The sequence below is a fragment of the Aeromicrobium sp. Leaf289 genome (assembly GCF_001423335.1).
Taxonomy (GTDB): Bacteria; Actinomycetota; Actinomycetes; order Propionibacteriales; family Nocardioidaceae; genus Aeromicrobium.
Window position 1 is genome coordinate 259,734 of the sequence record NZ_LMNK01000001.1, and the last position, 23,366, is coordinate 283,099.

At 71.2% G+C, this 23,366-nt stretch carries 17 protein-coding genes; 8 read left to right on the plus strand and 9 right to left on the minus strand.

Annotated features, from left to right (window positions below):
• Positions 1-3: 3 nt before the first annotated feature.
• Positions 4-3,426: a bifunctional proline dehydrogenase/L-glutamate gamma-semialdehyde dehydrogenase gene (locus ASF37_RS01310; protein ID WP_056577248.1), complete on the plus strand. Its 3,423-nt coding sequence runs from the start codon at positions 4-6 to the stop codon at positions 3,424-3,426.
• Between the two features lie 18 nt (positions 3,427-3,444).
• On the opposite strand, the gene ASF37_RS01315 is transcribed toward ASF37_RS01310, so the two are convergent.
• Positions 3,445-4,065 (minus strand): trimeric intracellular cation channel family protein, encoded by a 621-nt coding sequence (locus ASF37_RS01315; protein WP_156364782.1) that lies wholly within the window; start codon positions 4,063-4,065, stop codon positions 3,445-3,447.
• Between the two features lie 156 nt (positions 4,066-4,221).
• Here ASF37_RS01315 and sepH point away from each other — a divergent pair, with 156 nt between their 5' ends.
• Positions 4,222-5,220: a septation protein SepH gene (sepH, locus tag ASF37_RS01320; protein WP_056577245.1), complete on the plus strand. Its 999-nt coding sequence runs from the start codon at positions 4,222-4,224 to the stop codon at positions 5,218-5,220.
• Positions 5,221-5,295: 75 nt separating this feature from the next.
• Here sepH and ASF37_RS01325 read toward each other — a convergent pair whose 3' ends face one another.
• The 5 genes from ASF37_RS01325 to ASF37_RS01345 all read right to left on the minus strand — a co-directional run bounded on the left by ASF37_RS01325 (position 5,296) and on the right by ASF37_RS01345 (position 12,006).
• Positions 5,296-6,867: a hypothetical protein gene (locus ASF37_RS01325; protein WP_156366955.1), complete on the minus strand. Its 1,572-nt coding sequence runs from the start codon at positions 6,865-6,867 to the stop codon at positions 5,296-5,298.
• 67 nt (positions 6,868-6,934) lie between these two features.
• Positions 6,935-7,588, minus strand: coding sequence for a thymidine kinase (locus ASF37_RS01330; RefSeq protein ID WP_055967848.1), 654 nt, complete (start codon positions 7,586-7,588; stop codon positions 6,935-6,937).
• Between the two features lie 37 nt (positions 7,589-7,625).
• Positions 7,626-8,735 (minus strand): alkaline phosphatase family protein, encoded by a 1,110-nt coding sequence (locus ASF37_RS01335; protein ID WP_056578632.1) that lies wholly within the window; start codon positions 8,733-8,735, stop codon positions 7,626-7,628.
• Complete coding sequence (locus ASF37_RS01340) at positions 8,732-9,304, minus strand: DUF5998 family protein (protein ID WP_055967845.1); 573 nt, start codon at positions 9,302-9,304, stop codon at positions 8,732-8,734. Before ASF37_RS01340 ends, ASF37_RS01335 begins: the two co-directional genes overlap by 4 nt.
• Positions 9,304-12,006, minus strand: a complete 2,703-nt coding sequence (locus ASF37_RS01345; RefSeq protein ID WP_235492957.1) for a bifunctional GNAT family N-acetyltransferase/acetate--CoA ligase family protein — start codon at positions 12,004-12,006, stop codon at positions 9,304-9,306. Before ASF37_RS01345 ends, ASF37_RS01340 begins: the two co-directional genes overlap by 1 nt.
• Before the next feature lie 152 nt (positions 12,007-12,158).
• On the opposite strand from ASF37_RS01345, the gene ASF37_RS01350 reads away from it, so the two are divergent.
• Genes ASF37_RS01350 through ASF37_RS01365 form a run of 4 tightly spaced genes read left to right on the plus strand, consistent with a single transcriptional unit; the run spans position 12,159 to position 17,705 of the window.
• A complete protein-coding gene (locus tag ASF37_RS01350) occupies positions 12,159-14,624 on the plus strand; it encodes a DNA topoisomerase (ATP-hydrolyzing) subunit A (protein ID WP_055967843.1) in 2,466 nt (821 codons plus the stop codon).
• A 4-nt stretch (positions 14,625-14,628) separates the two neighbouring features.
• Positions 14,629-15,372, plus strand: coding sequence for an LppX_LprAFG lipoprotein (locus tag ASF37_RS01355; protein WP_055967840.1), 744 nt, complete (start codon positions 14,629-14,631; stop codon positions 15,370-15,372).
• Positions 15,373-15,375: 3 nt separating this feature from the next.
• Positions 15,376-17,214, plus strand: coding sequence for an MFS transporter (locus ASF37_RS01360; protein ID WP_369815215.1), 1,839 nt, complete (start codon positions 15,376-15,378; stop codon positions 17,212-17,214).
• Complete coding sequence (locus tag ASF37_RS01365; RefSeq protein ID WP_055967828.1) at positions 17,211-17,705, plus strand: carbonic anhydrase; 495 nt, start codon at positions 17,211-17,213, stop codon at positions 17,703-17,705. Before ASF37_RS01360 ends, ASF37_RS01365 begins: the two co-directional genes overlap by 4 nt.
• Positions 17,706-17,712: 7 nt before the next feature.
• Here the strand turns inward: ASF37_RS01365 and ASF37_RS01370 are convergent, their stop codons facing one another.
• Together ASF37_RS01370 and ASF37_RS01375 are read right to left on the minus strand one after the other, a co-directional pair.
• Positions 17,713-18,660 carry a DUF1707 domain-containing protein gene (locus ASF37_RS01370; protein WP_056578635.1) on the minus strand — a complete coding sequence of 316 codons (948 nt, stop codon included), beginning with the start codon at positions 18,658-18,660 and terminating at the stop codon, positions 17,713-17,715.
• Positions 18,661-18,688: 28 nt separating this feature from the next.
• Entirely contained in the window at positions 18,689-20,743 is a 2,055-nt protein-coding gene (locus ASF37_RS01375) for a DNA topoisomerase IV subunit B (RefSeq protein WP_311210558.1), read from the minus strand.
• 267 nt (positions 20,744-21,010) lie between these two features.
• On the opposite strand from ASF37_RS01375, the gene ASF37_RS01380 reads away from it, so the two are divergent.
• On the plus strand, positions 21,011-21,241 hold the full coding sequence (locus tag ASF37_RS01380) for a hypothetical protein (protein WP_055967819.1): 231 nt from the start codon (positions 21,011-21,013) through the stop codon (positions 21,239-21,241).
• 78 nt (positions 21,242-21,319) lie between these two features.
• On the opposite strand, the gene ASF37_RS01385 is transcribed toward ASF37_RS01380, so the two are convergent.
• The gene (locus ASF37_RS01385) at positions 21,320-22,885 is read right to left on the minus strand and encodes a phospholipase D-like domain-containing protein (protein ID WP_156368095.1); all 1,566 of its coding nucleotides are present in this window, start codon (positions 22,883-22,885) and stop codon (positions 21,320-21,322) included.
• Between the two features lie 201 nt (positions 22,886-23,086).
• On the opposite strand from ASF37_RS01385, the gene ASF37_RS01390 reads away from it, so the two are divergent.
• Positions 23,087-23,284, plus strand: coding sequence for a DUF6458 family protein (locus tag ASF37_RS01390; protein WP_056578641.1), 198 nt, complete (start codon positions 23,087-23,089; stop codon positions 23,282-23,284).
• Positions 23,285-23,366 lie beyond the last annotated feature (82 nt).

A 23,366-nucleotide genomic window follows, 5' to 3' on the forward strand; every position in this document is an offset into this window, starting at 1 on the left:
GAGATGAGCCCTACCGCCGAGACGCCGCCCGACGCCCCCCTCGAGGAGCGCGCGGTCGCGCTCGTCCGGCACTGGGTGACCGCCCAGCAGGGACGTGGCCGACGGACCGACCCGGCCGCCCGCCGCCTCGCGACGCTGCTCAAGGACCCGGCCGGACTCGACTTCACGATCGGCTTCGTCGACCGCGTCGTCCGCCCCGAGGACTCCGACGTCGCGGCCCGCAACCTGCGGGACCTGACCCGCTCTCTTCCGGCCTTCCTGCCCTGGACCCAGCGGGTCCTGCTGCGCACCGGCGCCTTCTTCTCGCTGCTCTTCCCGGCACTGGTCGTCGCCACCGCCCGACGCACGCTGCGCCGCATGGTGGGGCACCTCATCGCCGATGCACGGCCCGAGAAGCTCGGCGGCACGATCGCGACCCTGCGCAAGAACGGCGACCGGCTCAACCTCAACCTGCTCGGCGAGGCCGTGCTCGGCGAGGGCGAGGCCGTGCGCCGACGCGACCGCACCCTCGAGCTCCTGCGGCGCGACGACGTCGACTACGTCTCCGTGAAGGTCTCCGCCGTCGCCAGCCAGCTGTCCATGTGGGCGTTCGACGAGACCGTGGAGCGCGTGGTCGAGCGCCTCGCCCCGCTGTACGAGGTCGCCGCGGAACGCGGCTCGTTCATCAATCTCGACATGGAGGAGTACCGCGACCTCGACCTCACGATCGCGGTCTTCACACGCGTCCTGGAGGAGCACCCCGACCTCGAGGCCGGCATCGTCCTGCAGGCCTACCTCCCCGACGCCCTCGCGGCGATGCAGCGCATCCAGGCGTGGGCCCGCGCCCGCCGGGAGGCCGGCGGCGCGTCCGTGAAGGTGCGCCTCGTCAAGGGCGCCAACCTCGCCATGGAGCGGGTCGACGCCACCGTCCACGGCTGGCCCCTCGCGACGTGGTCCTCCAAGCAGGAGACCGACACGCACTACAAGCGCGTCCTGCGGTGGGCCCTCACCCCCGAGCGGATCGACGCCGTGCGGATCGGCGTGGCCGGGCAGAACCTCTTCGACGTCGCCTACGCCTGGCTGCTCGCCGGCGAGCGGTCCGTTCGCGACGGCGTCGACTTCGAGATGCTGCTGGGCATGGACTCCGGTCCCGTCGCGTCGGTGCGCGCCGACGTCGGCGCACTCCTGCTCTACACGCCCGTGGTGCACCCCGACGAGTTCGACGTCGCCATCTCCTACCTGGTCCGCCGGCTCGAGGAGAACGCCAGCTCGGAGAACTTCATGTCGGCCGCGTTCGACCTGGCCGACGACCCCTCGGCCTTCGATCGCGAGGCAGGGCGCTTCCTCGCCTCCGTGAAGGCGCTCGACGAGACCGTGCCCCCTCCGCACCGGGTCCAGGACCGTCGCACCGACGCCACCGACCACCACGTGCACGCGCACACCGACGGCTTCTCCAACACCCCCGACACGGACCCGTCCACGGCCGGGAACCGGGTGTGGGGCCGTCAGGCGCTGTCCCGGTCGACGTACACCCAGCTCGGGATCTCCACGATCGAGTCGAGCCGCGTCCACGGCCCGGCGTCCCTCGAGACCCTCGTGCGGGGCGCCCGGACCGCCGCGACCGCCTGGTCCGCCCGTGGGGCCGAGGTCCGGGCCTGGATCCTCCACCAGGCCGCCGGGGCGCTCGAGACCCGACGGGGCGACCTGGTCGCCGTCATGGCCGCCGAGACCGGCAAGACGATCGCCGAGGCCGACGTCGAGGTCAGCGAGGCCATCGACTTCGCGCACTACTACGCCGAGGCGGCGCGTCGCCTCGAGGTCGTCGACGGCGCCTCGTTCCACCCGGTCGGCCTGACGGTCGTCACCCCGCCGTGGAACTTCCCCGTCGCGATCCCGTGCGGCTCGGTGCTGTCGGCCCTCGCCGCCGGCAGCGCGGTGGTGATCAAGCCCGCTCCGCAGAGCCCCCGGTGCGCAGCCGTCATGGTGGAGGCGCTGTGGCAGGGCGGCGTGCCGCGCGAGGTGCTGCGCTACGTGAGCATGGACGAGGGCGAGCTGAGCAAGTCCCTCGTGTCCCACCCCGCGGTCGACCGGTTGATCCTCACCGGCTCCTGGGAGACGGCGGCCCTGTTCCGCTCGTGGCGGCCCGACCTGCCGCTCCTCGCCGAGACGAGTGGCAAGAACGCCCTCCTCGTCACCCCCAGCGCCGACCTCGACCTGGCCGTCGGCGACCTCGTGAAGAGCGCCTTCGGGCACGCCGGGCAGAAGTGCTCGGCGGCGAGCCTCGGCATCCTGGTCGGCTCCGTCGCCACCTCCGAGCGCTTCCGTCGCCAGCTCGTCGACGCCGTGACCTCGCTCAAGGTCGGGTGGCCCGACGATCCCGACGTCTCGGTCGGCCCGGTCGTCGAGGCGCCCTCGGGCAAGCTGCTCGACGCGCTGACGGTCCTCGACGACGGTGAGGAGTGGATCGTCCAGCCGCGTCGTCTCGACCCCACCGGTCGACTCTGGTCCCCCGGGGTGAAGGTGGGCGTGGCCCCCGGCAGCACCTACCACCGCACCGAGTACTTCGGCCCCGTCCTCGGACTCATGCACGCCGCCGACCTCGACGAGGCGATCGCCTGGCAGAACGCCACCGACTTCGGGCTCACGGCCGGCATCCACTCGCTCGACCCCGACGAGGTCAACCGCTGGATCGACACCGTGGAGGCGGGCAACCTCTACGTGAACCGCGGGATCACTGGCGCGATCGTGCAGCGCCAGCCGTTCGGCGGCTGGAAGCGGTCGAGCGTCGGCGCCTCCAGCAAGGCCGGCGGACCCAACTACCTGACCCACCTGGGCACCTGGACGCGCCGACCGCTGCGCCACGTCCCCGACGACGTCGAGCTCTCGGCCCCGGTGGCCTCCGCGCTCGCGTCGGTGACGCCGCACCTGCTCCAGTCCGACGCCGCGCAGCTCGCCGCGGCCGCCCGCTCCGACGAGCTGGCCTGGCAGCGCGAGTTCGGCCGCGAGAAGGACGTCAGCGGGCTCGGCGTCGAGCGGAACGTCTTCCGCTACCGACCGACCTCGGTCCACGTGCGCGGTGACGGCGACCTGCTCACGACCGCTCGGGTCGTCCTCGCCGGGCTCCGCGCCGGCGCCTCGGTCACGGTGTCCACGCCGGTGGCCCTGCCCGACGACCTCGCACCCGGGCACGTCGTCGAGGACGACGCCGACTGGCTGGACCGCATGTCGCGGGACCGTCCCGGACGGGTGCGCCTGCTGGGCCCGCTCGCGCGTGAGCTCGCCGCCGCCGTCGAGGGCGATCCGGACGTCGCCGTCCACGCTGGCGAGGTCACCTGGTCCGGACGGGTCGAGCTCCTGCCGTTCCTGCGCGAGCAGTCGGTCACCATCACCACGCACCGCTTCGGCAACCACGACCCGGCGTTCGACCGCGTGCTGCCCCGCCACTGATCCGGGCGAGCTCCGCCGTCAGCCGCGAGCGAGGCCCGGTGGCAGCGGCGCTCGCCACCCACGCCAGAGGGCGAGCAGCCGCCACACGACGCACAGGGCCCCGGCCGACACGTACGCCCACCACCCGAGGTCGGCGCGATGGGCCAGCACGGCCACCAGCGCGCCGGTGAACGCCGGGGTGGCGTAGAGCTCCTCGCGGAAGATCACGGGCACCCGTCCGGCGAGCACGTCGCGCAGGATGCCCCCTCCGATGGCCGTAACCATCCCCAGGAGCGCGGCGGGCAGCACCCCGAGACCGGCCTCGGCCGCCTTGACGCCGCCCGCGACGCAGAACAGCGCCGCACCCACGGCGTCGAGGACGGCGATCTGCGACTCGCGGCGCCCGAACACCGGGTGGAAGGCGAACACCACGACGGAGGCCACGGCGGGCACGACGAGGTAGCGCCAGTCCAGGAGGGCCGCCGGCGGGACGTCGCCGATGAGGACGTCGCGGAGCACGCCGCCGCCGAGCCCGGTGACCAGTCCGAGGACCGACGCGCCGAACACGTCGAGCTCCTTGCGCACCGCCACGATGGCGCCGGTGCAGGCGAACACGGCGATGCCCACCAGGTCGAGCGTCACGATCCACACGTCAGGCACGGATCGACCCTAGGACACGTCGTGGCAGGTCGTCGGCCGAGTCGTCAGCCCAGTCGTCAGCCCAGTCGTCGGCCCAGTCCTCTGGGCACGCGTGTCGCCACGGTTTGGCCGGGGACGGAGCCTAGGATGACGAAGCAACCAGTGGGAGGACGCTCGATGCGCGAACTCGGCCCCGATCGGCTCAGCGACGACGGACGTTTCCTCGTCCTGCGCGAAGCCGGCCGTCCCGAGCTGTTCCGCGTCCCGATCGATCGACGGCTCGCCGCACTCGTCGACGCCTCCCCCCGTGCCCGCGGCCGCGCACACGGCCAGATGGAGATCACGATGGAAAGCACGCTCAGCCCCCGCGACATCCAGGCCAGGATCCGGCGCGGGGAGAGTCCCGACCAGGTCGCCGAGTCGGCCGGCGTGCCGACCGAGCAAATCGAGGGGTTCGCCACCCCGGTGCTCGCCGAGCGTGCCTACGTGGCCGAGCAGGCGCGCTCGACCACCATCCGCCGTCGGCACGCCACCGGACCGGGCGTCCTGCTCGGGTCCGCGGTCGACGAGAGCGTGGCCGCAGACGGCGGCGTTCCCGAGGACGTCAGCTGGGACGCCTGGCGCCGCGAGGACGGTCGCTGGACCGTCCAGGTGCTCGCGCCCAGCGCGCTCGAGCCGGCCACCTTCTGCTACGACGCCAAGAGCCGGTACGTCGTCCCCGACGACGAGACCGCTCGCCGGCTCGTGGGCGACGTCGCTCCGCCGGAGGCCTCCGACATGGCCATCGCCGACGCCCTGCGCCCCGACGAGGACCGTCCTGCAACGCCGGCCGCGGACGAGGCCCGCTCCGCCGAGCCCGTCGCGCCGAGCGACGACGCACCTCGTCACGAGGTCGACGCCGGGCTCCACGCACCCGTGCACTCCCTCAAGGAGGCCCGCGACCGGCGCGCGATGGAGCAGCTGTCCCTCACCGAGGACATCGCCCCCCAGGAGCAGGACACGTCCGACGACGCCGACCAGGAGCCCGCCGAGGCGCACCACCAGGTCGACGAGGACCTGGACGAGGAGGAGGGCCACGTGGCCGTCCCCGACACCGTCGCCCCGCGCAAGAAGCGCCCCGAGCGTCGGCGGGTGCCCAGCTGGGACGAGATCATGTTCGGCGGGCGGAACGACTGAGCACCACCGACCACCCAGGACGAACGGACGAGGGCCCCGACCGCCGAGCGGTCGGGGCCCTCCTCCGTGCAGGGCTCAGCTGGTGGAGCACTCCGAGGGCGTGTCGATCGAGGCGCTCGCGCTCGAGCGCCACGGCATGAGCACCTCGGACACGATCTGGCCCACCGAGCTGCCCGAGCGGTACGTGTTCTTGTAGACGGTCAACCGGCGCCACGGCTCCTTGGCGAGGATCCGCTCCGCGGTAGCGGCGTCCTTGCCGGCCGAGAAGAGCGCGACACGGTCGGCCGGGCCCTGCGCCTGGTTGCTGCACCAGTGCGCCTGCAGGGTGCCCTGCGTCGGGTACGTGTTGATGGACCGAAGCTTCTCGGTCACCCCGCGCGAGTTCGTGAACGAGTAGTGGGGCGAGTCGTAGGTCCGCACCAGCATGGGCTCGGGCACGTCGACGAACCGGTTGTTCCTGATCGTCGGGTTCTCCGCGCCCTGGCTGATGACCGCGGTGGCCGGCAGGTTGTTGCTGGCGTTGCGCCGGGTGGTGATGCCGTCGATCAGGTTGCCCTCGAGCACCGGCGAACGCCAGTTCAGCATCTTCACCGCGTCGAACCGGGAGTCGACGATCCGGTTGTTCTTGAGCACGACCGCGGTGTGGTACCGCAGGCTCCAGTCCTCCTGCTTGCGCGGCGTCGTCACCCGGGCCACGGCCGACATGACGTGCGTGCCGACGGCCCGGTTCTGGTACAGGAAGTCGTTGTCCTCGATCGTGAGGCGGTTGTTGCCGTACCGGTCCATGGCGCCCCACGTGTAGTTCACGCCCTTGGTCCGACTGTCCGGCGTGTCCACGTTGATGGCCTCGGCGTTGGGGTTGGCCTTGGTGCCCGCCTTGCCGTCACCACGGACGTCGTTGACGAAGTCGTTGCCCTTCACGACGGTGTCCTGCGAGGCGCTGACCTCGAGGAAGTGGCCGAGGTGGTTGTTGCGGAAGCGGATCCCCTCGACCCGCACGTTGCTGGCGTGGCCGATCACGACGCCGTAGACCTTGTCGAAGGCCGGGTGGACCGTCCCCATCATGTTGATCGTGGCGCTGCCGTCGCCCGGGCCGCGGAAGGTGATGTTGCGCTCGCCGTCGTAGCCCTTCACCGCGTTCGAGCGCAGGGCTCGGGTCGGCGAGATCGTCTGGAACATCGAGCTCGAGGCCCGGACGCCGGAGATGCCCGTGGTCATCAGCTTGTTGATCGTGGTGCCCGACGACAGCACGACCGTGGTGTCCGACGGCACGAAGATCGCGTTCGACAGCTTGAAGGTGCCCGGCGCGAAGGTGATCGTGCGGTTCTTGCGGTTGCCGCTGAAGCTGTTCGCCTTCTCGATGAGGCTCAGGCACGCGTTGAGCCGATAGCTGTCGGAGGTGTAGACGTTGTACTTCGTGAAGCGGGTGACGTCGTAGCCGTCGGCGTTCAGCATCTTGTTGGGCAGCCGGGCTGTGCGCGTCTTGAAGGCGGCCTGCGTCTCGAAGGTCGTGCAGGTCGAGGCGAGCCACTGCTCGACCTTGGCCTTCGTCATCGAGACGCGGGCGGAGGCCGACGAGGGAACGAGGAGTGCGGCGACCACACCGCCGACGAGGATCAGCGTGAGAGCCCGAGAAACAGTACGCATTGGTCGATGGTCCCAGACATTTCTGCCATGTGCGCGCGATAGTGAGGACCAAAGTCCTTTATTTATCTCAGGGGAAAGGCAGGACGTCCGGAGAAAGTGCGGCAGCCTTCGCCGATTCCGCGGTCATGCGGCGCCGATGGTGTCGGCGGCACAGGACCTCGTACCCCACCGAGGGCCGCGGCCGCTGGGGGTCGTCGACGTCCCCGACCACGATCACCTCACCCTCGGTGACCATCTCCCCGTCCTCGGTGCGGGCGTTGTGCGTCGCCCGTTCACCGCACCAGCAGAGTGCCTCGACCTGGAGCGGAAGCATGCGGTCGGCCAGCTCCACGAGTCGGGCCGATCCGTCGAACATGCGCGTGCGGAAGTCCGTCAGGATGCCGAAGCAGAAGACGTCGATGTCGAGCTCGTCGGCGATCTTGGCCAGCTGCTCGACCTGGTCGCGCGTGTAGAACTGCGCCTCGTCGCACACGAGGTAGTCGATGCGCCCGCCCTGGGTCAGCTCGGTCACGACGTGCTCCCAGAAGTGCAGGGAGTCGTCGACCTCCGTCGCCGGGACCGCCAGCCCGAGCCGGCTCGAGAGCGTCGCCTCACCGGCGCGGTCGTGCGACGTGAACACCCGGCCCACGCGCCCGCGGGCCCGGTGGTTGTGGTCGAGCTGCAGGGCGAGCGTGCTCTTCCCGCAGTCCATCGTCCCGGAGTAGAAGGTCAGCTCGGCCACGGGACCATCCTGCCAGCGGCGGTGCCCGTCGTCGTGCTCAGGTGGCGAGGAGCACGGGGACGCGCAGCTCGGCCTCGCTGACCGATCCGTGGAAGCCCTTCATGCGCATCTCGAGCGGGAAGTCGTCGGTGCTGAAGACGGCGAAGTCGCCGAGGGCGGCGACCACCACGTCGCCGATGCGGCCCGCGACGGCCGGGTCGAGGGGACCGAACCAGTCGTCGAGCTCGTCGCGGGTGCGCACGTCGGCACGCTCCCCGCAGAAGTCCCGCCACCGGGCCGCGACGGCCTCGCGGTCGTGGCGGGCGGTGTACAGGTGCCGGAAGCGCGCCTCGCCGGCCAGCAGGTCCACGCCCTCCAGCAGCGCGGGAGTCGTGCTGACGTCGAAGCGCCCTTCGTCGGGGAGGTCGACCATGCCGTGGTCCGCGGTCACGAGGAGCACCGTGTCGGGCGGGAGGAGGTCCCGCAGCTGGGCCGTCTCACGGTCGACGGTCGTGAGGACGTCGCGCCACTCCTGCGACGTGCAGCCGTGCGCGTGACCGGCGTGGTCGAGGCGGGACTCGTAGGCGTAGACCACCGAGCTCGCGGCGTCCTCGACCACCTCGGCCACCACGTCGAGCCGCTCCCAGATGGAGCCGACGCCGTGGAAGGGTGCGCCCCGCTGGCTGCACAGCGTCAGGCCCGTGCCCTCGAAGCGTGCCTCGTTGACGCTCCCGGCGTTGACGCCCGCCTCGTGGAGCCGCTGCAGGACGGTGGGGTGACGCTGCCACTGCAGCGCGTCGACGTCCTGGTCCCACGCGAGGGCGTTGAGGCGTCGCCCGGTCTCCGGCACCCGCGAGGTGTATCCGACGACCCCGTGCACCCCGGCGCGAAGTCCCGTGCCGAGCGACGTGAGGCTCGTGACGGTCGTGGACGGGACGCCGCACACCACGTCGGGGACGGACGGCAGTGACGACAGGAAGGGTGCGAGGTGGGCGTGCTGGCGCAGGAGCTCCTCCCCCATGCCGTCGACCAGCAGCACGACGTAGCGCGCAGCGGCGGGGAGCCCGAGGGTGTCGACCAGACCGGCGCGTCCGCCGCCGGCGACCGCTCCGGCCGACGTGAGGACCTCGTGCAGACCGTGCCGACCCCGCGGGCCGGGCGCGGTCACGCCGTTCCGGTCGTGGCGGCGGACAGCTGACGGGCGAACACCAGGAGGCGCTCGACGGCCACGCCGCCGTCGGCCGCGGCGCTCAGGCGCAACGAGAAGTCGTCGCCGGTCAGGTTGCCGGTGTACCCGTGGTCGGCCTCGCAGTCCGGGTCGCTGCACTGGGCGGGCTCGAGGTCCAGGTGCGACACGGCACCCCACCCGATGGTGACCACGGCCTCCTCGAGGGTGCCGGAGGTGGCCACCATCCGGGTCACGACCACCGACCTGATCCGGTGGATCGACACGGCCTCGCTCGTCGTGGAGGTGTAGGGCCGCGGCAGGAGGTCGTCGGGCGGGTGCTCGTCGGTGTGCACGAGCACGACCCGCGACGGCGTCATCACGAGCACCGTCATGTGGCGACGGATCTCGTCGCGCTCGAACGTCGGTTCGTGGTGGACCACGTGCGCGAGGACGTCCTCGCCCGCCAGGGCGTCACGCAGGCCGGCCGTCACGATCTCGGGGTAGTAGCCGCTGCGCTCGATCTCCTGGAACACGTCGGCGGCGGGCCCGACGGGGCGCTCACGTCTCATCACGCCAGCGTATCCCTGACCGGACTGCTCAGACGCCGCACGTACCGCTCCTCGCGACGGTCCGTGGCCGGCACCACCTTGGCGCGGGCGCTCAACGCCGTCAGTCCGGTCTCGTGCACCAGCACGGGCTCCAGGTCGAGCTCGGCGATCTCGGGCAGGTCGTCCTTCAGCGCCGCCAGCCGCAGGATGGTGTCCTGGATCGCCGGGGTGTCGACCGGGTCGGACCCGCGGTAGCCGTACAGCAGCGGCGCGGACCGCAGGTCGCGGATCATCGACTCCGCATCGGCGTCGGTCAGGGGCGGGATGCCGTAGGCGCGGTCGCCCAGGAGCTCGCTCGAGGCGCCCGCGAGGCCGAAGGAGACCAGCGGTCCGAACAGGGCGTCCTCGGTGACCGTGAACGACAGCGGGATGCCGTCGGGGGCGGAACGCTGGACGAAGAAGCGGGTGTCGGCACGCATGCCCGGCCAGGACGTCAGCTGGTCCCACGCCTCGAACATGTCGGCACGGTCCTGGATCCCGCGCCAGATGTGCGCCAGGTCGGGGCGGGCGCGCAGGTGCTCGCTGCCGGCCTTGAGCACGACGTCCCAGCCCAGCTGCTCCGCGGCGGCGACGGCCTCCTCCGGGTCATGGACGTTGATCCACGTCCACAGGTCGATCCCGTAGCAGGCCAGGAGCGCGTGCACCTGCTCCGTCGAGAGGATCGCGCCTCGCGGCGCGTGCGCCAGCACGTCGCGCACGAGGGCGCGAGCGTCGCCGGTGCGGAAGTCGTCGTGGGCGCGGAACTCGCCGTGGTCTCGAGCCGCCCACTCCGCGTAGGTGACCACACGGGCGAGGGCACGCACGGCCGACTCCGGTGCCGGGTACGACGGCACGGAGCCGCGGCCCGCGGAGCCACCCTGGACGTCGGGCACGCGGAGCAGCTCGGGGATGCCCTCGGTGCCGAGGAAGGTCGAGACGATCGGCTTGTCGGACTGCTCGCCGATCGAGGCCAGCACGTTCGCGACCTCCTCGCCGGAGGTGTTGAGCGGCGGGATGTAGACGACCATCAGGGCGTCGATGTCGTCGGAGGCCAGGGCGTTCTCGATGGCGACCTCGAAGTCGTCGGCGCCGGCGTCGGCGCCCAGCGGCACCGAGTCCGCGACCTGCAGACCGGTGGCGGTCGCGGCGTCGGCCACGAGCAGGCCCATGGCGTCGGAGTTGCCCACGACGCAGATCCGGTTGCCGCGCGGCAGCGGCTGGTGGGCCACGAGCTGCGCGACGTCGAACATCTCCTCGAGCGTGTCGACCTGGACCACGCCGGCCTGCCGGAACATCGCGTCGACCGCAGCCTGCGGCGCCGTGCTGCGCTTGACCGCGTGGCCCACGGGCACGCCCTGGGTGGAGCGGCCCGACTTCACCGCGACGATGGGCTTGGACTCCGAGACCCGGCGAGCGATGCGCGAGAACTTGCGCGGGTTGCCGATGGACTCGAGGTAGAGGAGGACGACCTCGGTGTCGTCGTCCTCCTGCCAGTACTGGAGGAGGTCGTTGCCGGACACGTCGGCACGGTTGCCCGCCGAGACGAACGTCGAGAGGCCGAGGCCACGTCGGGACACCGACTCCAGGATCGCCGTGCCGAGGGCACCGGACTGGCAGAAGAACCCGACGCGCCCCTGGGGCGGCATGGCCGTGGAGAGGGAGGCGTTCAGCTGGACCCCGGGGGCGGTGTTGATGACACCGAGGCAGTTGGGACCGACGAGGCGCAGGCCGTACGTGCGGGAGAGGTCGAGCAGCGTCCGCTGGCGCTGTCGACCCTCGGCACCCTCCTCGGCGAACCCGGCCGAGATGACCACCAGCCCGTGCACGCCCTTAGCCGCGCAGTCGCGGACGACGTCGTTCACCGAGTCGGCCGGCACGGCCACGATGGCCAGGTCGACCTCGTGCGGGATGTCCTTGACGCTCTTGAAGGCGGGCAGCCCCGAGACCGCCTCGGCCTGGCTGTTCACGGCGTAGACGCTGCCCTGGTAGTCGCCGAGGACGAGGTTGCGCACCACCGTCTGGCCGATCGACCGCTGCCGCCGACTGGCTCCCACGACGGCGATGCTGCGCGCCGCGAAGATCCGCTCGATGGACGCCGCCTCGGCGCGCTGCTCGCGCGAGCGCATGACGCCCACGGCCGAGTCGGTGGGATCGATCCGGAACGACAGCTGCTGGACGCCGTCCTCGACCACGCCCTCGACGGAGTAGCCCATCTCGCGGAACACCTGGAGCATGCGGTGGTTGCTCGGCAGCACGTCCGCGGTGAACTTGGTGAGGCCTCGTTCGCGGCCCGCCTGGGCGAGGTGCTCGAGCAGGAGCTGGCCCACGCCCCGACCCTGGTGGGCGTCCTCCACGAGGAAGGCCACCTCGGCCACGTCGTCGCTGACCGCGTCGTAGCGCCCGACGCCGATGATCGTGTCGTGCAGCGTCAGCACGAAGGCGACCCGGCGATCGAGGTCGACGTGCGTGAAGCGTGCGACGTCGCGCTCGGACAGCGTGGGGTACGGGGCGAAGAACCGGTAGTACTTGGACTCGTCGGAGACGCGTGAGTAGAACGCGACGAAGGCCTCGGTGTCCTCGGGGGTGATGGGCCGGACCTGGGCGACGCGGCCGTCCTTCAGCAGGACGTCCGCCTCCCACATCCGGGCACGGTCGGCCGGCGTCGTCGAGGCGTCCTGCGTCACGCGCCCAAACCTACCCCGTACGGGCGCCCGTCCCGGGCGCGGAGGAGCCCGGGCGTCCCTCGGGCGGCGTGGCGGCTGGGGCGCACGGCCCCGGACCGGGAGAATCGAGAGGTCGCCCATCGGGTGGCACGTCGTCAGCCAGGAGAGGATGCATGGCCCGCAGCAGCACCCCGAACCCCCCCGAGGAGTTCGACGAGCACATCATCGACACCGACATCACGGACGAGATGAGTGCGAGCTACATCGAGTACGCGTACTCGGTGATCTACTCCCGCGCCATCCCCGACGCCCGCGACGGGCTCAAGCCCGTCCAGCGGCGCACCCTCTTCACGATGGACGACATGGGGCTGCGCAACGACCGCGGCCACGTCAAGAGCGCCCGTGTCGTCGGCGAGGTCATGGGTCGGCTGCACCCGCACGGCGACAGCGCCATCTACGACGCGCTCGTCCGGCTCGTCCAGCCGTGGTCCATGCGACTCCCGCTGGTGGACGGCCACGGCAACTTCGGCTCGCCCGACGACCCGCCCGCGGCCATGCGCTACACCGAGTGCCGCATGGACGAGGCCGCCGAGGCCATGACGGCCTCCATCGACGAGGACACCGTCGACTTCAAGCCCAACTACGACGGTCGTGAGCTGGAGCCGAGCGTGCTGCCGGCCTCACTGCCGAACCTCCTGGTCAACGGCGCGTCCGGCATCGCCGTCGGCATGGCCACGAACATCGCCCCGCACAACCTCGTGGAGGTCGTGCAGGCGCTGCGCCACCTGATCGAGCACCCGCGGGCCGACCTCGACGACCTCATGCGCTTCATCCCCGGCCCCGACCTGCCGACCGGCGGCAAGATCGTCGGGCTCGACGGCGTCCGCGACGCGTACGCCACGGGCAACGGCTCCTTCCGGATGCGCGCCACCACGCGGGTCGAGAACGTGACCCCTCGCCGCAAGGGCATCGTGGTCACCGAGCTGCCCTACAACGTCGGCACCGAGAAGGTCGTCGAGGCCATCAAGAAGCTGGTCCAGGCCAAGAAGCTCCAGGGCATCTCCGACATCAAGAACCTGACCGACCGGCACAAGGGCCTGCAGCTGGTGATCGAGGTCAAGAACGGCATCGTGCCCGAGGTGCTCCTCGAGCAGCTCTACAAGCACACGCCGATGGAGTCGTCGTTCTCGATCAACGCGGTCGCCCTCGTCGACGGCCAGCCCCGCACGCTGGGCCTCAAGGAGATGCTCGAGGTCTTCCTGGCGCACCGGTTCCAGGTGGTGCGTCGGCGCAGCGAGTTCCGGCGCGCCAAGGCCGCCGCCCGGCTGCACCTCGTCGAGGGGCTGCTGGTCGCGATCCTCGACATCGACGAGGTCATCCAGCTGATCCGCAGCAGCGACAACCGCGGCGAGGCACGCAGCCGCCTCATGGGGGTCTTCGACCTCAGCGAGGCCCAGGCCGACTTCATCCTCGACCGCACGCTGGGCAGCCTCACCCGGTTCTCCAGGATCGAGCTCGAGAAGGAGGCCGACGAGCTGCGCGCCGCGATCGAGCGGCTCGAGGAGATCCTCGGCGACGACGGCGTGCTGCGTGCGGTCGTCTCCGACGAGCTCGACGCAGCGGCCCAGCGCTTCGGGACGCCCCGACGCACGGTGCTGCTGGAGTCCGCCGGTCAGACCGTCACGGCCGCGGCGCAGCTCGAGGTCGCCGACGACCCGTGCTGGGTGCTGCTGTCGGCCACGGGGCTGCTGGCCCGCACGAGCGACGACTCCCCGCTCGGCGACGTCGGTCGACGCTCCAAGCACGACGTGGTCGTCTCGGCCGTGGCGGCCACGGCGCGAGGCCAGGTGGGCCTGGTCACCGCCGACGGCACCGTGCACCGGCTCGACGTCCTCGACATCCCGACCTTGCCGGCCACCGCGCAGGCCCCGCACCTGCAGGGCGGTCTGCCGCTGCGTGAGCTGCTCGCGACGTCGGCACCTGCGCTGTGCCTCATGTCGCTCGAGGCCGAGGGCCCCGGGCTTGCACTGGCCACCCGCGCCGGTGTGGTCAAGCGGGTCAAGCCCGAGGTGCTGTCGCGTGACTCCTGGGAGGTCATCGGGCTCGCCGACGGCGACACCCTGGTGGGCGCCGCGCCGCTGGCCACCGGCGACGAGCAGCTCGTCCTCGTCACCTCCGACGCCCAGCTGCTGCGCTTCGAGGCCGGCCTGGTCCGTCCGCAGGGTCGCGGCGGCGGCGGTGTGGCGGGCGTCAAGCTGGCGGCAGGTCAGCGGGTGGTCGGCTTCGGCGTGGTGCGCGACGTCGAGTCCGCCCACGTGCTCACGATCTCCGGCTCGGGCGACGCGCTGCCGGGCACGCAGACCGGGGCCGCGAAGGTCAGCCCGCTCTCGGCCTACCCGGCCAAGGGCCGGGCCACCGGCGGCGTGCGCTGCCACCGGCTGCTCAAGGGCGAGGACGGCCTGATCCTCGGCTGGGTCGGCGACGGAACCCCCGTGGCGTGCGCCACCAGCGGGTCCCCCGTCGACCTGCCCGAGATCGACCCGAGGCGCGACGGCTCCGGGGTCGCGGTCGCCCAGCCCGTGCTCGCCGCCGCCTCGCCCGCAGGTCTGCTCCCCGGACTCCCGACCGTGCGAGACTGAGCGCGTGCGTCCCACCTCTCGTCCCGCCCGCTCCCGCGTCCTCCTCGTCGTCGCCACCGCCCTCGCCGGCGCGCTGCTCGTCGGCTGCACCGGAGGCGGTGACGACGCCGATCCCGGCACCGACACCTCGGCCCTGCAGAAGCGGCTCGACACGGCCAAGAAGACGATCGACGAGGCCGAGACGGTCGAGGTCTCGCTCGCGACGTCCTCGGTGCCCGACGGCGTCTCGGGCCTGCTCTCGGCCAAGGGCAAGGGCAACCACTCCCCCGCCTTCACCGGCGACGTGAAGGTCTCCACCGGCGGAGCGACCCTGTCGGCCGAGGTGGTCGCCGTGGACGGGACGGTCTACGCCAAGACCGACATCACCCCGGTGTACCTCACGATCGACCCGGCGTCCCTGAAGGCCCCGGACCCCGCAGGGCTCATCGACGCCGACACGGGTCTCACCCAGATCCTGGTGCAGACCGACGACCTCGAGGAGGGCAAGAAGTCGCGCGACGGCCAGGACGTCCTGACCTCCGTCACGGGCACCCTGCCCGGGTCCGTCGTGTCGCAGATCATCCCCTCGGCCACCAAGGGTGCACGCTTCGACGTCACGTACCGGCTCACCGACGACGACGTGCTGCGCGACGCCACGATGTCCGGCCCGTTCTACGGCGGCAGCACGGACGTCACGTACACGGTGCGTCTGGCCACCTCCGACGAGCCGATCGAGATCGAGGCACCGGCCCGCACCGGCGGCAGCTGACCCGTGCGGGACTCCGGCAGCTCGGCCGACGAGGTCGACGACGCCCGATCCGAGTCGTCGTCGGGCCCCGTGCTGGCGTCACGGACGCTGCTCGGGCTCGCCGCGGTGGCGATCGCCTTCGCGGCCGCCGACACGTACGTGGTCGTGCTGGCCCTGCCCGAGATGATGTCGGCCAGCGGGCTCGACGTCGACGAGCTGCAGCGTGCCGCCCCGATCATCTCGGGCTTCCTCCTGGGCTACGTGGGCGTGCTGCCGCTCATCGGGAGGATCTCCGACCTCCGCGGCCGCGTCCCGGTGCTCCTCGGCTCGCTCGTCGTCTTCGCGGTGGGCTCCCTCGTGACCGCCGCCGCCTACGACCTGAGCACGATCGTCGCCGGGCGACTGCTCCAGGGCGTCGGCGGCGGCGGACTCATCCCTCCCACGCTGGCGCTCGTCGCCGACCTGTGGCCGCCCCGCCGACGCGGGCTCCCCCTCGGGGTCGTGGGCGCCGTGCAGGAGCTCGGGAGCGTGCTGGGGCCGCTGTACGGAGCGGTCGTGCTGGCCTTCGGCTCGTGGCGGGACATCTTCTGGCTCAACGCTGCCGTCGGGCTGGTCCTGGCCGCCGTCATGCTGCGGCTGCGTGACGCCGCCCCCGCCGCCCCGCCGCGCGGTCACGCCGCCGCGTCACCCGACCGCCCGCCCGGTCGGCCCGACCTGCCCGGCTTCGGCCTGCTGGCCCTCGCGCTGACGGGCCTCTCGCTGGTCATGCTGCAGCCCGAACGCCTCGTCACCGGCGTCACCGCCGGGCTGGCGTTCCTTCCGGTCACCGGCGACTCCCGCTGGCTGACCCCGCTCGCGCTCGGCACCTACGTCGTCGCCGCCCTGTTCGTGGTGCGCCAGGCCACCGCCCGCCGGCCGCTCGTGCAGTGGCGCAGCTGGGGCGAGATCGCGCGCATCACCGACCTCGTCGGGGCCGCACTCCTCGCGATCGCCCTCGCCGCGCTGATCGTGACCTTCGCCTCGGCCGAGCCGGAGTCCGGCACGCTCTCGCCCCAGGCCCCGTGGCTCCTGCCCGTCGCCGCCCTGGCGACCGTCGGGTTCGTGTACCGGCAGCGCACGGCGACCGAGCCCCTGGTCCCGCGCCGCGCCCTGTCGGCCCGGCCGGCCTGGGGCGCCCTCGTCGTCTCCTTCGTCATCGGGGCAGCCCTGATCGCGGCTCTCGTCGACATCCCCTTCTTCGCCCGGCTCACCGTCCACCGGGACTCCCAGCTCGACGCGGCCCTCGTGCTCGTGCGCTTCCTGGTGGCACTCCCGGTGGGCGCGGTGCTCGGCGGCTGGCTCCTGCGCCGCGTACCGGCGTCGTGGCTGACCGCGGTGGCCATGCTGGTCAGTGCGGCCGCGTTCTGGCACATGGCCACGTGGGACGCGCAGTCGTTGGCCAGCGAGTGGGAGACGCTCTCGCTCGTGGCGGCCGGACTGGGCTTCGGGCTCGCGATCGCACCGGTCAACGCCGTGCTGCTCGAGCACACCGCCGACGCCGTCCACGGCGTCGCGAGCGCCCTGCTCATCGTGGCCCGCATGGTCGGCATGCTCATCGGCGTCTCGGCGCTGACGACCATCGGGCTGCGGGCGTTCTACTCGGCCTCGTCGCGGATCCCGGCGGCGGCGGACCTCTGCACCGGGGAGGTCCAGCTCTGCCAGGCGTACCGTGACGCGGTGCGCGACGCCGGCATCGCGCAGCTGCACGCCGTGTTCCTCGGGGCAGCCGTCTGCGCGGTCGTCGCGGCGGGCCTGTCGCTCTGGCTCCTACGTGAACCTGCTCATACCCGCACGCGCAGCAGCGGTACTACGCTGCCCCTGTGACGGACTTCGACGACCTTCTCGCAGCCAACCGAACCTTCGCCGACTCCTTCGCCCTCACCGGCTTCGACGGCATCGCCCGTGCCGGTGTGGCCATGGTGACGTGCATGGACTCGCGCATCGACCCGCTCGGCATGATCGGCCTCCAGCCCGGTGACGCGAAGATCTTGCGCAACCCCGGCGGCCGGGTGAACGACGACGAGCTCGTGGCCCTCGTGCTGGGCGTGCACCTGCTCCAGGTGAAGCGCGTCCTCGTGGTCGAGCACACCCGGTGCGCGATGGCCTCCTCCACGGAGGAGCAGATCCACGAGCGCGTCTCCAGCAGCACCGGCACCGACTCCACCTGGATGAGCATCGGCCCGATCGACGACCAGCAGCGCCAGCTCCGGGCCGACGTGCACCGCGTGACCTCGCACCCGCTCATCCCGGACTCGATCGACGTCGGCGGCTTCCTGTACGACGTCGACACCGGACTGCTGCAGCAGGTCGTCTGAGCCAGGCTCAGTCCTGGAGCAGCAGGCCGTCGGAGTCGTAGGTCCGGCTCTGCACCGCTGCGCCGTCCCCGACGGTGACCTCGAGCAGGGGGTCCTGCCCGATCTGCGGTCTGACCCTGATCATGATCGTGGGGTCGGCGTCGGTGTCGACCGCGAACCGGGCGTCGTCGACGGCGGTCTGCACGGCCGAGGCGTCGATGCGGGCGAGGTCGGCCACGGGACGCTCGGGGAGGTCCGCGCGGGTCATGCCCTCCACCCACACGCTCGACGAGTAGGTCCAGTCGGTCGAGGCCGTCGGCTCGTCGGTCGTGGCGGTGCCGGTGTCCTCGCCGACGCGGTACGCCGAGACGACGGTGGTCCCGGAGGCGGCGGCGAGGTCGTCCACACGCTCGTCCCACCACTGCTCGACCTGCTCGACCGCGACGACGTCACTGCTGTCGAAGTCACTGCCACCGAAGAAGAGGCTCAGGACGAGCCCGCCGGCACCCAGCAGGCAGGGAGCCAGGAAGAAGAACGCCACCACGGCGACGATGCAGCCGATCGTCCGGCGGTTGGTGCCGGAGGTGCGCTCGCCCACCTGCGGGGTCCCACCGAACCCGGGCGGCGGCCACGCACGGCCCGGCGCCTCGCCGGGGCTCGTGGCAGGTGGCCCCAGGAACGGGCTGCTGCCCGCCGACGGGGCAGGCTGGTCGGCCGCGGGCGACGCCGGGAACGACGGCTGCGCCGCGTCGCTCGACGCGGTGGGCCGAGAGGGCGGCGGATCGGCCGGACGGTCCGTCAGGTCGCGGACCACCATGGCCAGGTCGCCTCGGGTCGAGGCCGCGTCGATCTGCTCCATCCGCAGCGACCGGTCGACGGCCGAGATGCGCCCGGCCGCGTAGGCGGCGTCGACGGCGCGTCGAGCGGTGCGCCGGTCCCCGCGTCCGGCTCCCCCGGGATCGCTGATGTCGCTCACGGCGGCATCGTAGCGACGTGGAGCAGGCTCACGCGTCGATCAGGTCGGAGTCGACCTCGTAGGCGCTCTGCACGATGAACTCCTTGCGCGGAGCGACCTCGTTGCCCATCAGCAGCTCGAACACACCGGCGGCGCGCTCGGCGTCGTCGACCGTGAGCCGGCGCAGCGTGCGGTGGCGGGGGTCCATCGTGGTCTCGGCCAGCTGGTCGGCGTCCATCTCGCCCAGGCCCTTGTAGCGCTGGATGGGGTCCTTCCAGCGCACGTTGCGGCGCTTGAGGTCGGCCAGGGTGCGCTGCAGCTCGGCGTCGGAGTAGGTGTACTGGTACTTCTCCTGCCCCTTCTTGGGGTTGACCAGCTCGATGCGGTGCAGGGGCGGCACGGCCGTGTACACGCGGCCCTCCTCCACCAGCGGACGCATGTACCGGAAGAACAGCGTGGCCAGCAGGCACCGGATGTGGGCGCCGTCGGAGTCGGCGTCGGCCATGAAGATGATCCGGCCGTACCGCGTCTGGTCCAGGTCGAAGGTGCGGCCCGAGCCGGCGCCGACGACCTGGATGATCGACGAGCACTCCAGGTTCTTGAGCATGTCGCCGACGCTGGCCTTCTGGACGTTCAGGATCTTGCCGCGGATGGGCAGCAGCGCCTGGAACTCCGAGTCGCGCGCGGACTTCGCGGTGCCGAGCGCGGAGTCGCCCTCGACGATGAACAGCTCCGTGCGGTCGGCGTCAGCGGCGCGGCAGTCGGCCAGCTTGGCGGGCAGGGCGCTGGACTCCAGGGCGTTCTTGCGGCGCTGGTTGTCGCGCTGCTGGCGGGCCATGAGCCGGGTGCGCGACGCGGCGACGACCTTCTCCATGACGAGGCGCGCCTTGGCCTTCTGCGCCGTCTTGGTGGACGTCAGGAACGCCTTGAGCTCGCGCGAGACGACCTGGTTGACGATCTTGGTGACGGCCGGGGTGCCGAGCACCTCCTTCGTCTGGCCCTCGAACTGGGGCTCGGCGAGGCGCACCGTGACCACGGCGGTCATGCCCTCGAGGACGTCGTCCTTGATGACGTCGACGTCGCCGGACTTGAGCAGCCGGGTGGTGCGCAGCGTGTCGTTGAAGGTCTTGGTGAGACCGCGCTCGAAGCCCTGGACGTGGGTGCCGCCCTTGGGCGTGGCGATGATGTTGACGAAGGACCGGACCTGGGTCTCGTACCCGGTGCCCCAGCGCAGCGCCACGTCGACGCCGAGGTCGCGCTCGACCTCCTGGGGCGTCATGTGGCCCTTGGAGTCGAGCACCGGGACGGTCTCGGTGAAGGCGCCGTGGCCCTGCAGGCGCAGCACCTCGCTCACCGGCTCGTCGGCGGCGAGGAAGTCGCAGTACTCGGTGATGCCGCCGTCGTGCTTGAACGACTCCTCGACCGGCTCGTCGCCGCGCTCGTCGCGGATGACGATCTCGAGTCCTGGCACGAGGAACGACGTCTGCCGTGCGCGGGTGACGAGCTCCTCGTAGGAGAACGTGGCGGTCTTGATGAAGATCTGCGGGTCGGCCCAGTAGCGCACCCGCGTGCCGGTGACCGTCTTCTTGACCCGGCCGCCCTTGTGCAGGGTGTTGTCGGCGGTGAAGTCCGCGGTGGGTCCGTCGCCGGCGAAGACGCCCGGCTCACCCCGCCGGAACGACATCGACCACGTCGCACCGGACTTGTCGACCTGCACGTCGAGGCGGGAGGACAGCGCGTTGACGACCGACGCGCCGACGCCGTGCAGGCCGCCGGTGGCGTTGTAGGAGCCGCCGCCGAACTTCCCGCCGGCGTGGAGCTTCGTGTACACGACCTCGACGCCGGTGAGCCCGGTCTTGGGCTCGATGTCCACCGGGACGCCGCGGCCGTTGTCGCGCACCTCGACCGAGCCGTCGGCGTGGAGCACCACGTCGATGCGGTCGCAGTGGCCGTCCAGCGCCTCGTCGACGGAGTTGTCGATGATCTCCCACAGGCAGTGCATGAGTCCACGGGTGTCCGTGGAGCCGATGTACATGCCGGGGCGCTTGCGGACCGCCTCGAGTCCTTCGAGGACGAGCAGGTTGCGTGCGTCGTAGGTCGACAACTCAGTGGCCTCCACCGGGTGGTTTCGCGTCGGGTCGGACGGCGTCGGACACCGTGCGTGCAGGCGATCGCCGACCCCCTCACCAGCCTAGTCAGAAGGTCCCCGGTGACCGGTCTGACACGCGGCGCGCCGACCCACCTCCGCAGGTTTGGCGACGGTCGGCAGTATCTATGTCGTATGTCACCAACTCCGGCGCGGAACAACAGCCCGTGGTTGGATGTTGAGTCAGACGTACCCGCTGAACGACGACGCTGAGGAAGAGAGAACATGATGGCTGCAGTCGCCGAGCTTCCCGGTCTGAACGCGACCGACCGCTGTGACCGTTGCGGTGCGCAGGCGTACGTCCGCGTCGAGCTGGCCGGCGGTGCCGAGCTGCTCTTCTGCGCGCACCACGCCCGTGAGCACGAGGACAAGCTGCGTGAGGTCGCCGTGTCGATCCACGACGAGACCGGACGCCTCGGCTCCGAGCCCACCGCGGCCTCGAACCCCGAGGTCTGACCGAACACGAACGTACGAGAAGGGCCCCTCACCGCTGAGCGGTGAGGGGCCCTTCTCGTGGTGCCACGAGGGCGCCGGTCAGTACGACCAGTTCCGGGCGCCGGAGCTGCGCCAGATGGCGTACCAGTGCTCGAGGTACTCCTTGTAGACCGACGGGTCGGTCGTCTCGGTCGTGATCTCGTCGCTCACCACCAGGTTGGACCCGGTGAGGGCGGCGGACCCGGCCTGGACGACGCGCACGAAGGTGCCGTCGGGGTACTTGGAGAAGTTCTCGCCGTTGGGGAGCAGCTCCTCCTTGTTCCACGGGTTCGACTTCAGCTTCGCCTCGACGAGCATCGTCTTGTCGTGGGGCTTGGCGTAGGCGGCCGGGATGCGCGTGACCGAGGTGCGGAACACGTCGAGGATCGGCTTGCAGATGCGGATGTACTGCTGGCAGTGCGCCGTCCGGTTGGCCTTGATCTCGTCGCGGAACGAGATCGCCTCGACGAGGCAACCGCGCTCGGTGAGCCGCGTCAGCTTCTGCGCCACCGCGATGCGGCGGTACTTGAAGCGGTTGTGCTGCAGGCGGATCTTGCACGTGGAGTCGGGGACGACCCGGTTGAGCAGGTTGATCACGGGGTCGCGGCCGTTGGCCGGCGACGCCGAGATCGGCGTCGGGTAGTAGGTGGTGTTCGAGAGCTCGGAGTAGAACATCCCGTTATACGCGTACGGGGTGCGGTAGAAGGAGTTGACCGGCTCGCCCTTCTCATCCGTCCCGGTCTGGAAGCCGTAACGTCGCGCATTCGCGGCGATGTAGCGCGGGTAGTCGTACTTGTAGGTCTTCCCGATGTTGCGCTCGGCCCACATGTCCTGGAAGAACTCGCGCATCTGCAGGAAGATCTTCTTGTCGTTGTAGGTGGTCCACCCGTTGTTGAAGGTGTACTCACCGCTGGGCCCACCGAGGTTGGCCGAGCCGGACCACGTCGCACCGTAAGCAGGCTTGTTGTCCCGGTCGTAAGTCTCGCTCACCAGTAGCACCTTGGAATGCATGATGGCGCCGTTCAGCGTGGAGAGGCAGGCGAGGCTCTTGCCCTTGGCGCAGATCCTGAAGTGGCCGTGCTTGAGTGAGGTCAGGCTCTTCTGCAGCGCGCGCGACTCCTTGGACTGCGAGGCCTTGCCGTGGATCATGTAGACGTCGACGCCGGCCTTCGCGGCCTTGATGAGCTCGCGTCCGACGCGCTTGGAGTTCTCCATGCGCGAGACCGAGATGTAGATGTAGTTGTTGCTGATGTCGGCTGCTTTGCGCTTCACCCATTCGCCGTCGACTCGTTCCAGGTACGAACCGCGAATCAACCGCTCGAGGTCGTTGAGCAGTGTGTAGTCGCTGGCTTTCATGTAGCTGCCGTTGGGCCGGGAGAAGTTGGGCTCGACCTTGACCTCGTAGTCCGGGCCGTACGGCCGGCTCTGCGCGGCCGTGGTCTCGGCCGCCTGCGGGCTCACGTCGCGAGTGGTGGGTGCCGGGGTCGGGTCGGGCGTCACGTTGGTGGGCTCGGCCGCGTCCGCGGTCGGCGAGGGCGAGGGGGTCTCCACCGCGGAGGTGGGGGCTGCGCTCAAGGCACCGACCAGGACGGCCGAGCCGAGCAGGCCCACCCCCAGTCGACGCACGAGTCGGCCCGTTCGGTCGTAGCTACGCACCGCTGTGTCTCCCGAGATCGACGTGTGGGTCGCGACAGTCTAACTCAGAGTCACCCCGCGTCTGGGCAAGACGTCTTTCCAGGTCCTGCGCGCCGAGGTGCGGGCCGGTGCGGTCCGTGCCACGCTCGGCGAAGTCGGCCACCACGGTCGACGTCGAACCGAGGAGACATCATGCAGATCGGCAGCTCGCTCTTCCTGCTGGCAGCAGGCGCCATCCTGGCGTTCGCGGTCCAGGACTCCATCAACGGGGTCGACCTCACCATGGTCGGCTACATCCTCATCGCCGTCGGGGCACTGGGCCTCATCGTGTCCCTGATCCTGAGCGGCCGCAGCCGCGACCGTCGTGGGGAAGTCCCCCCGCCGCGCTGAGCCGCGCGTCGACACGCTCGACGCACCACGACACGGGCCGGGACGATCCTCGAGATCGTCCCGGCCCGTCGTCATGTCTGGA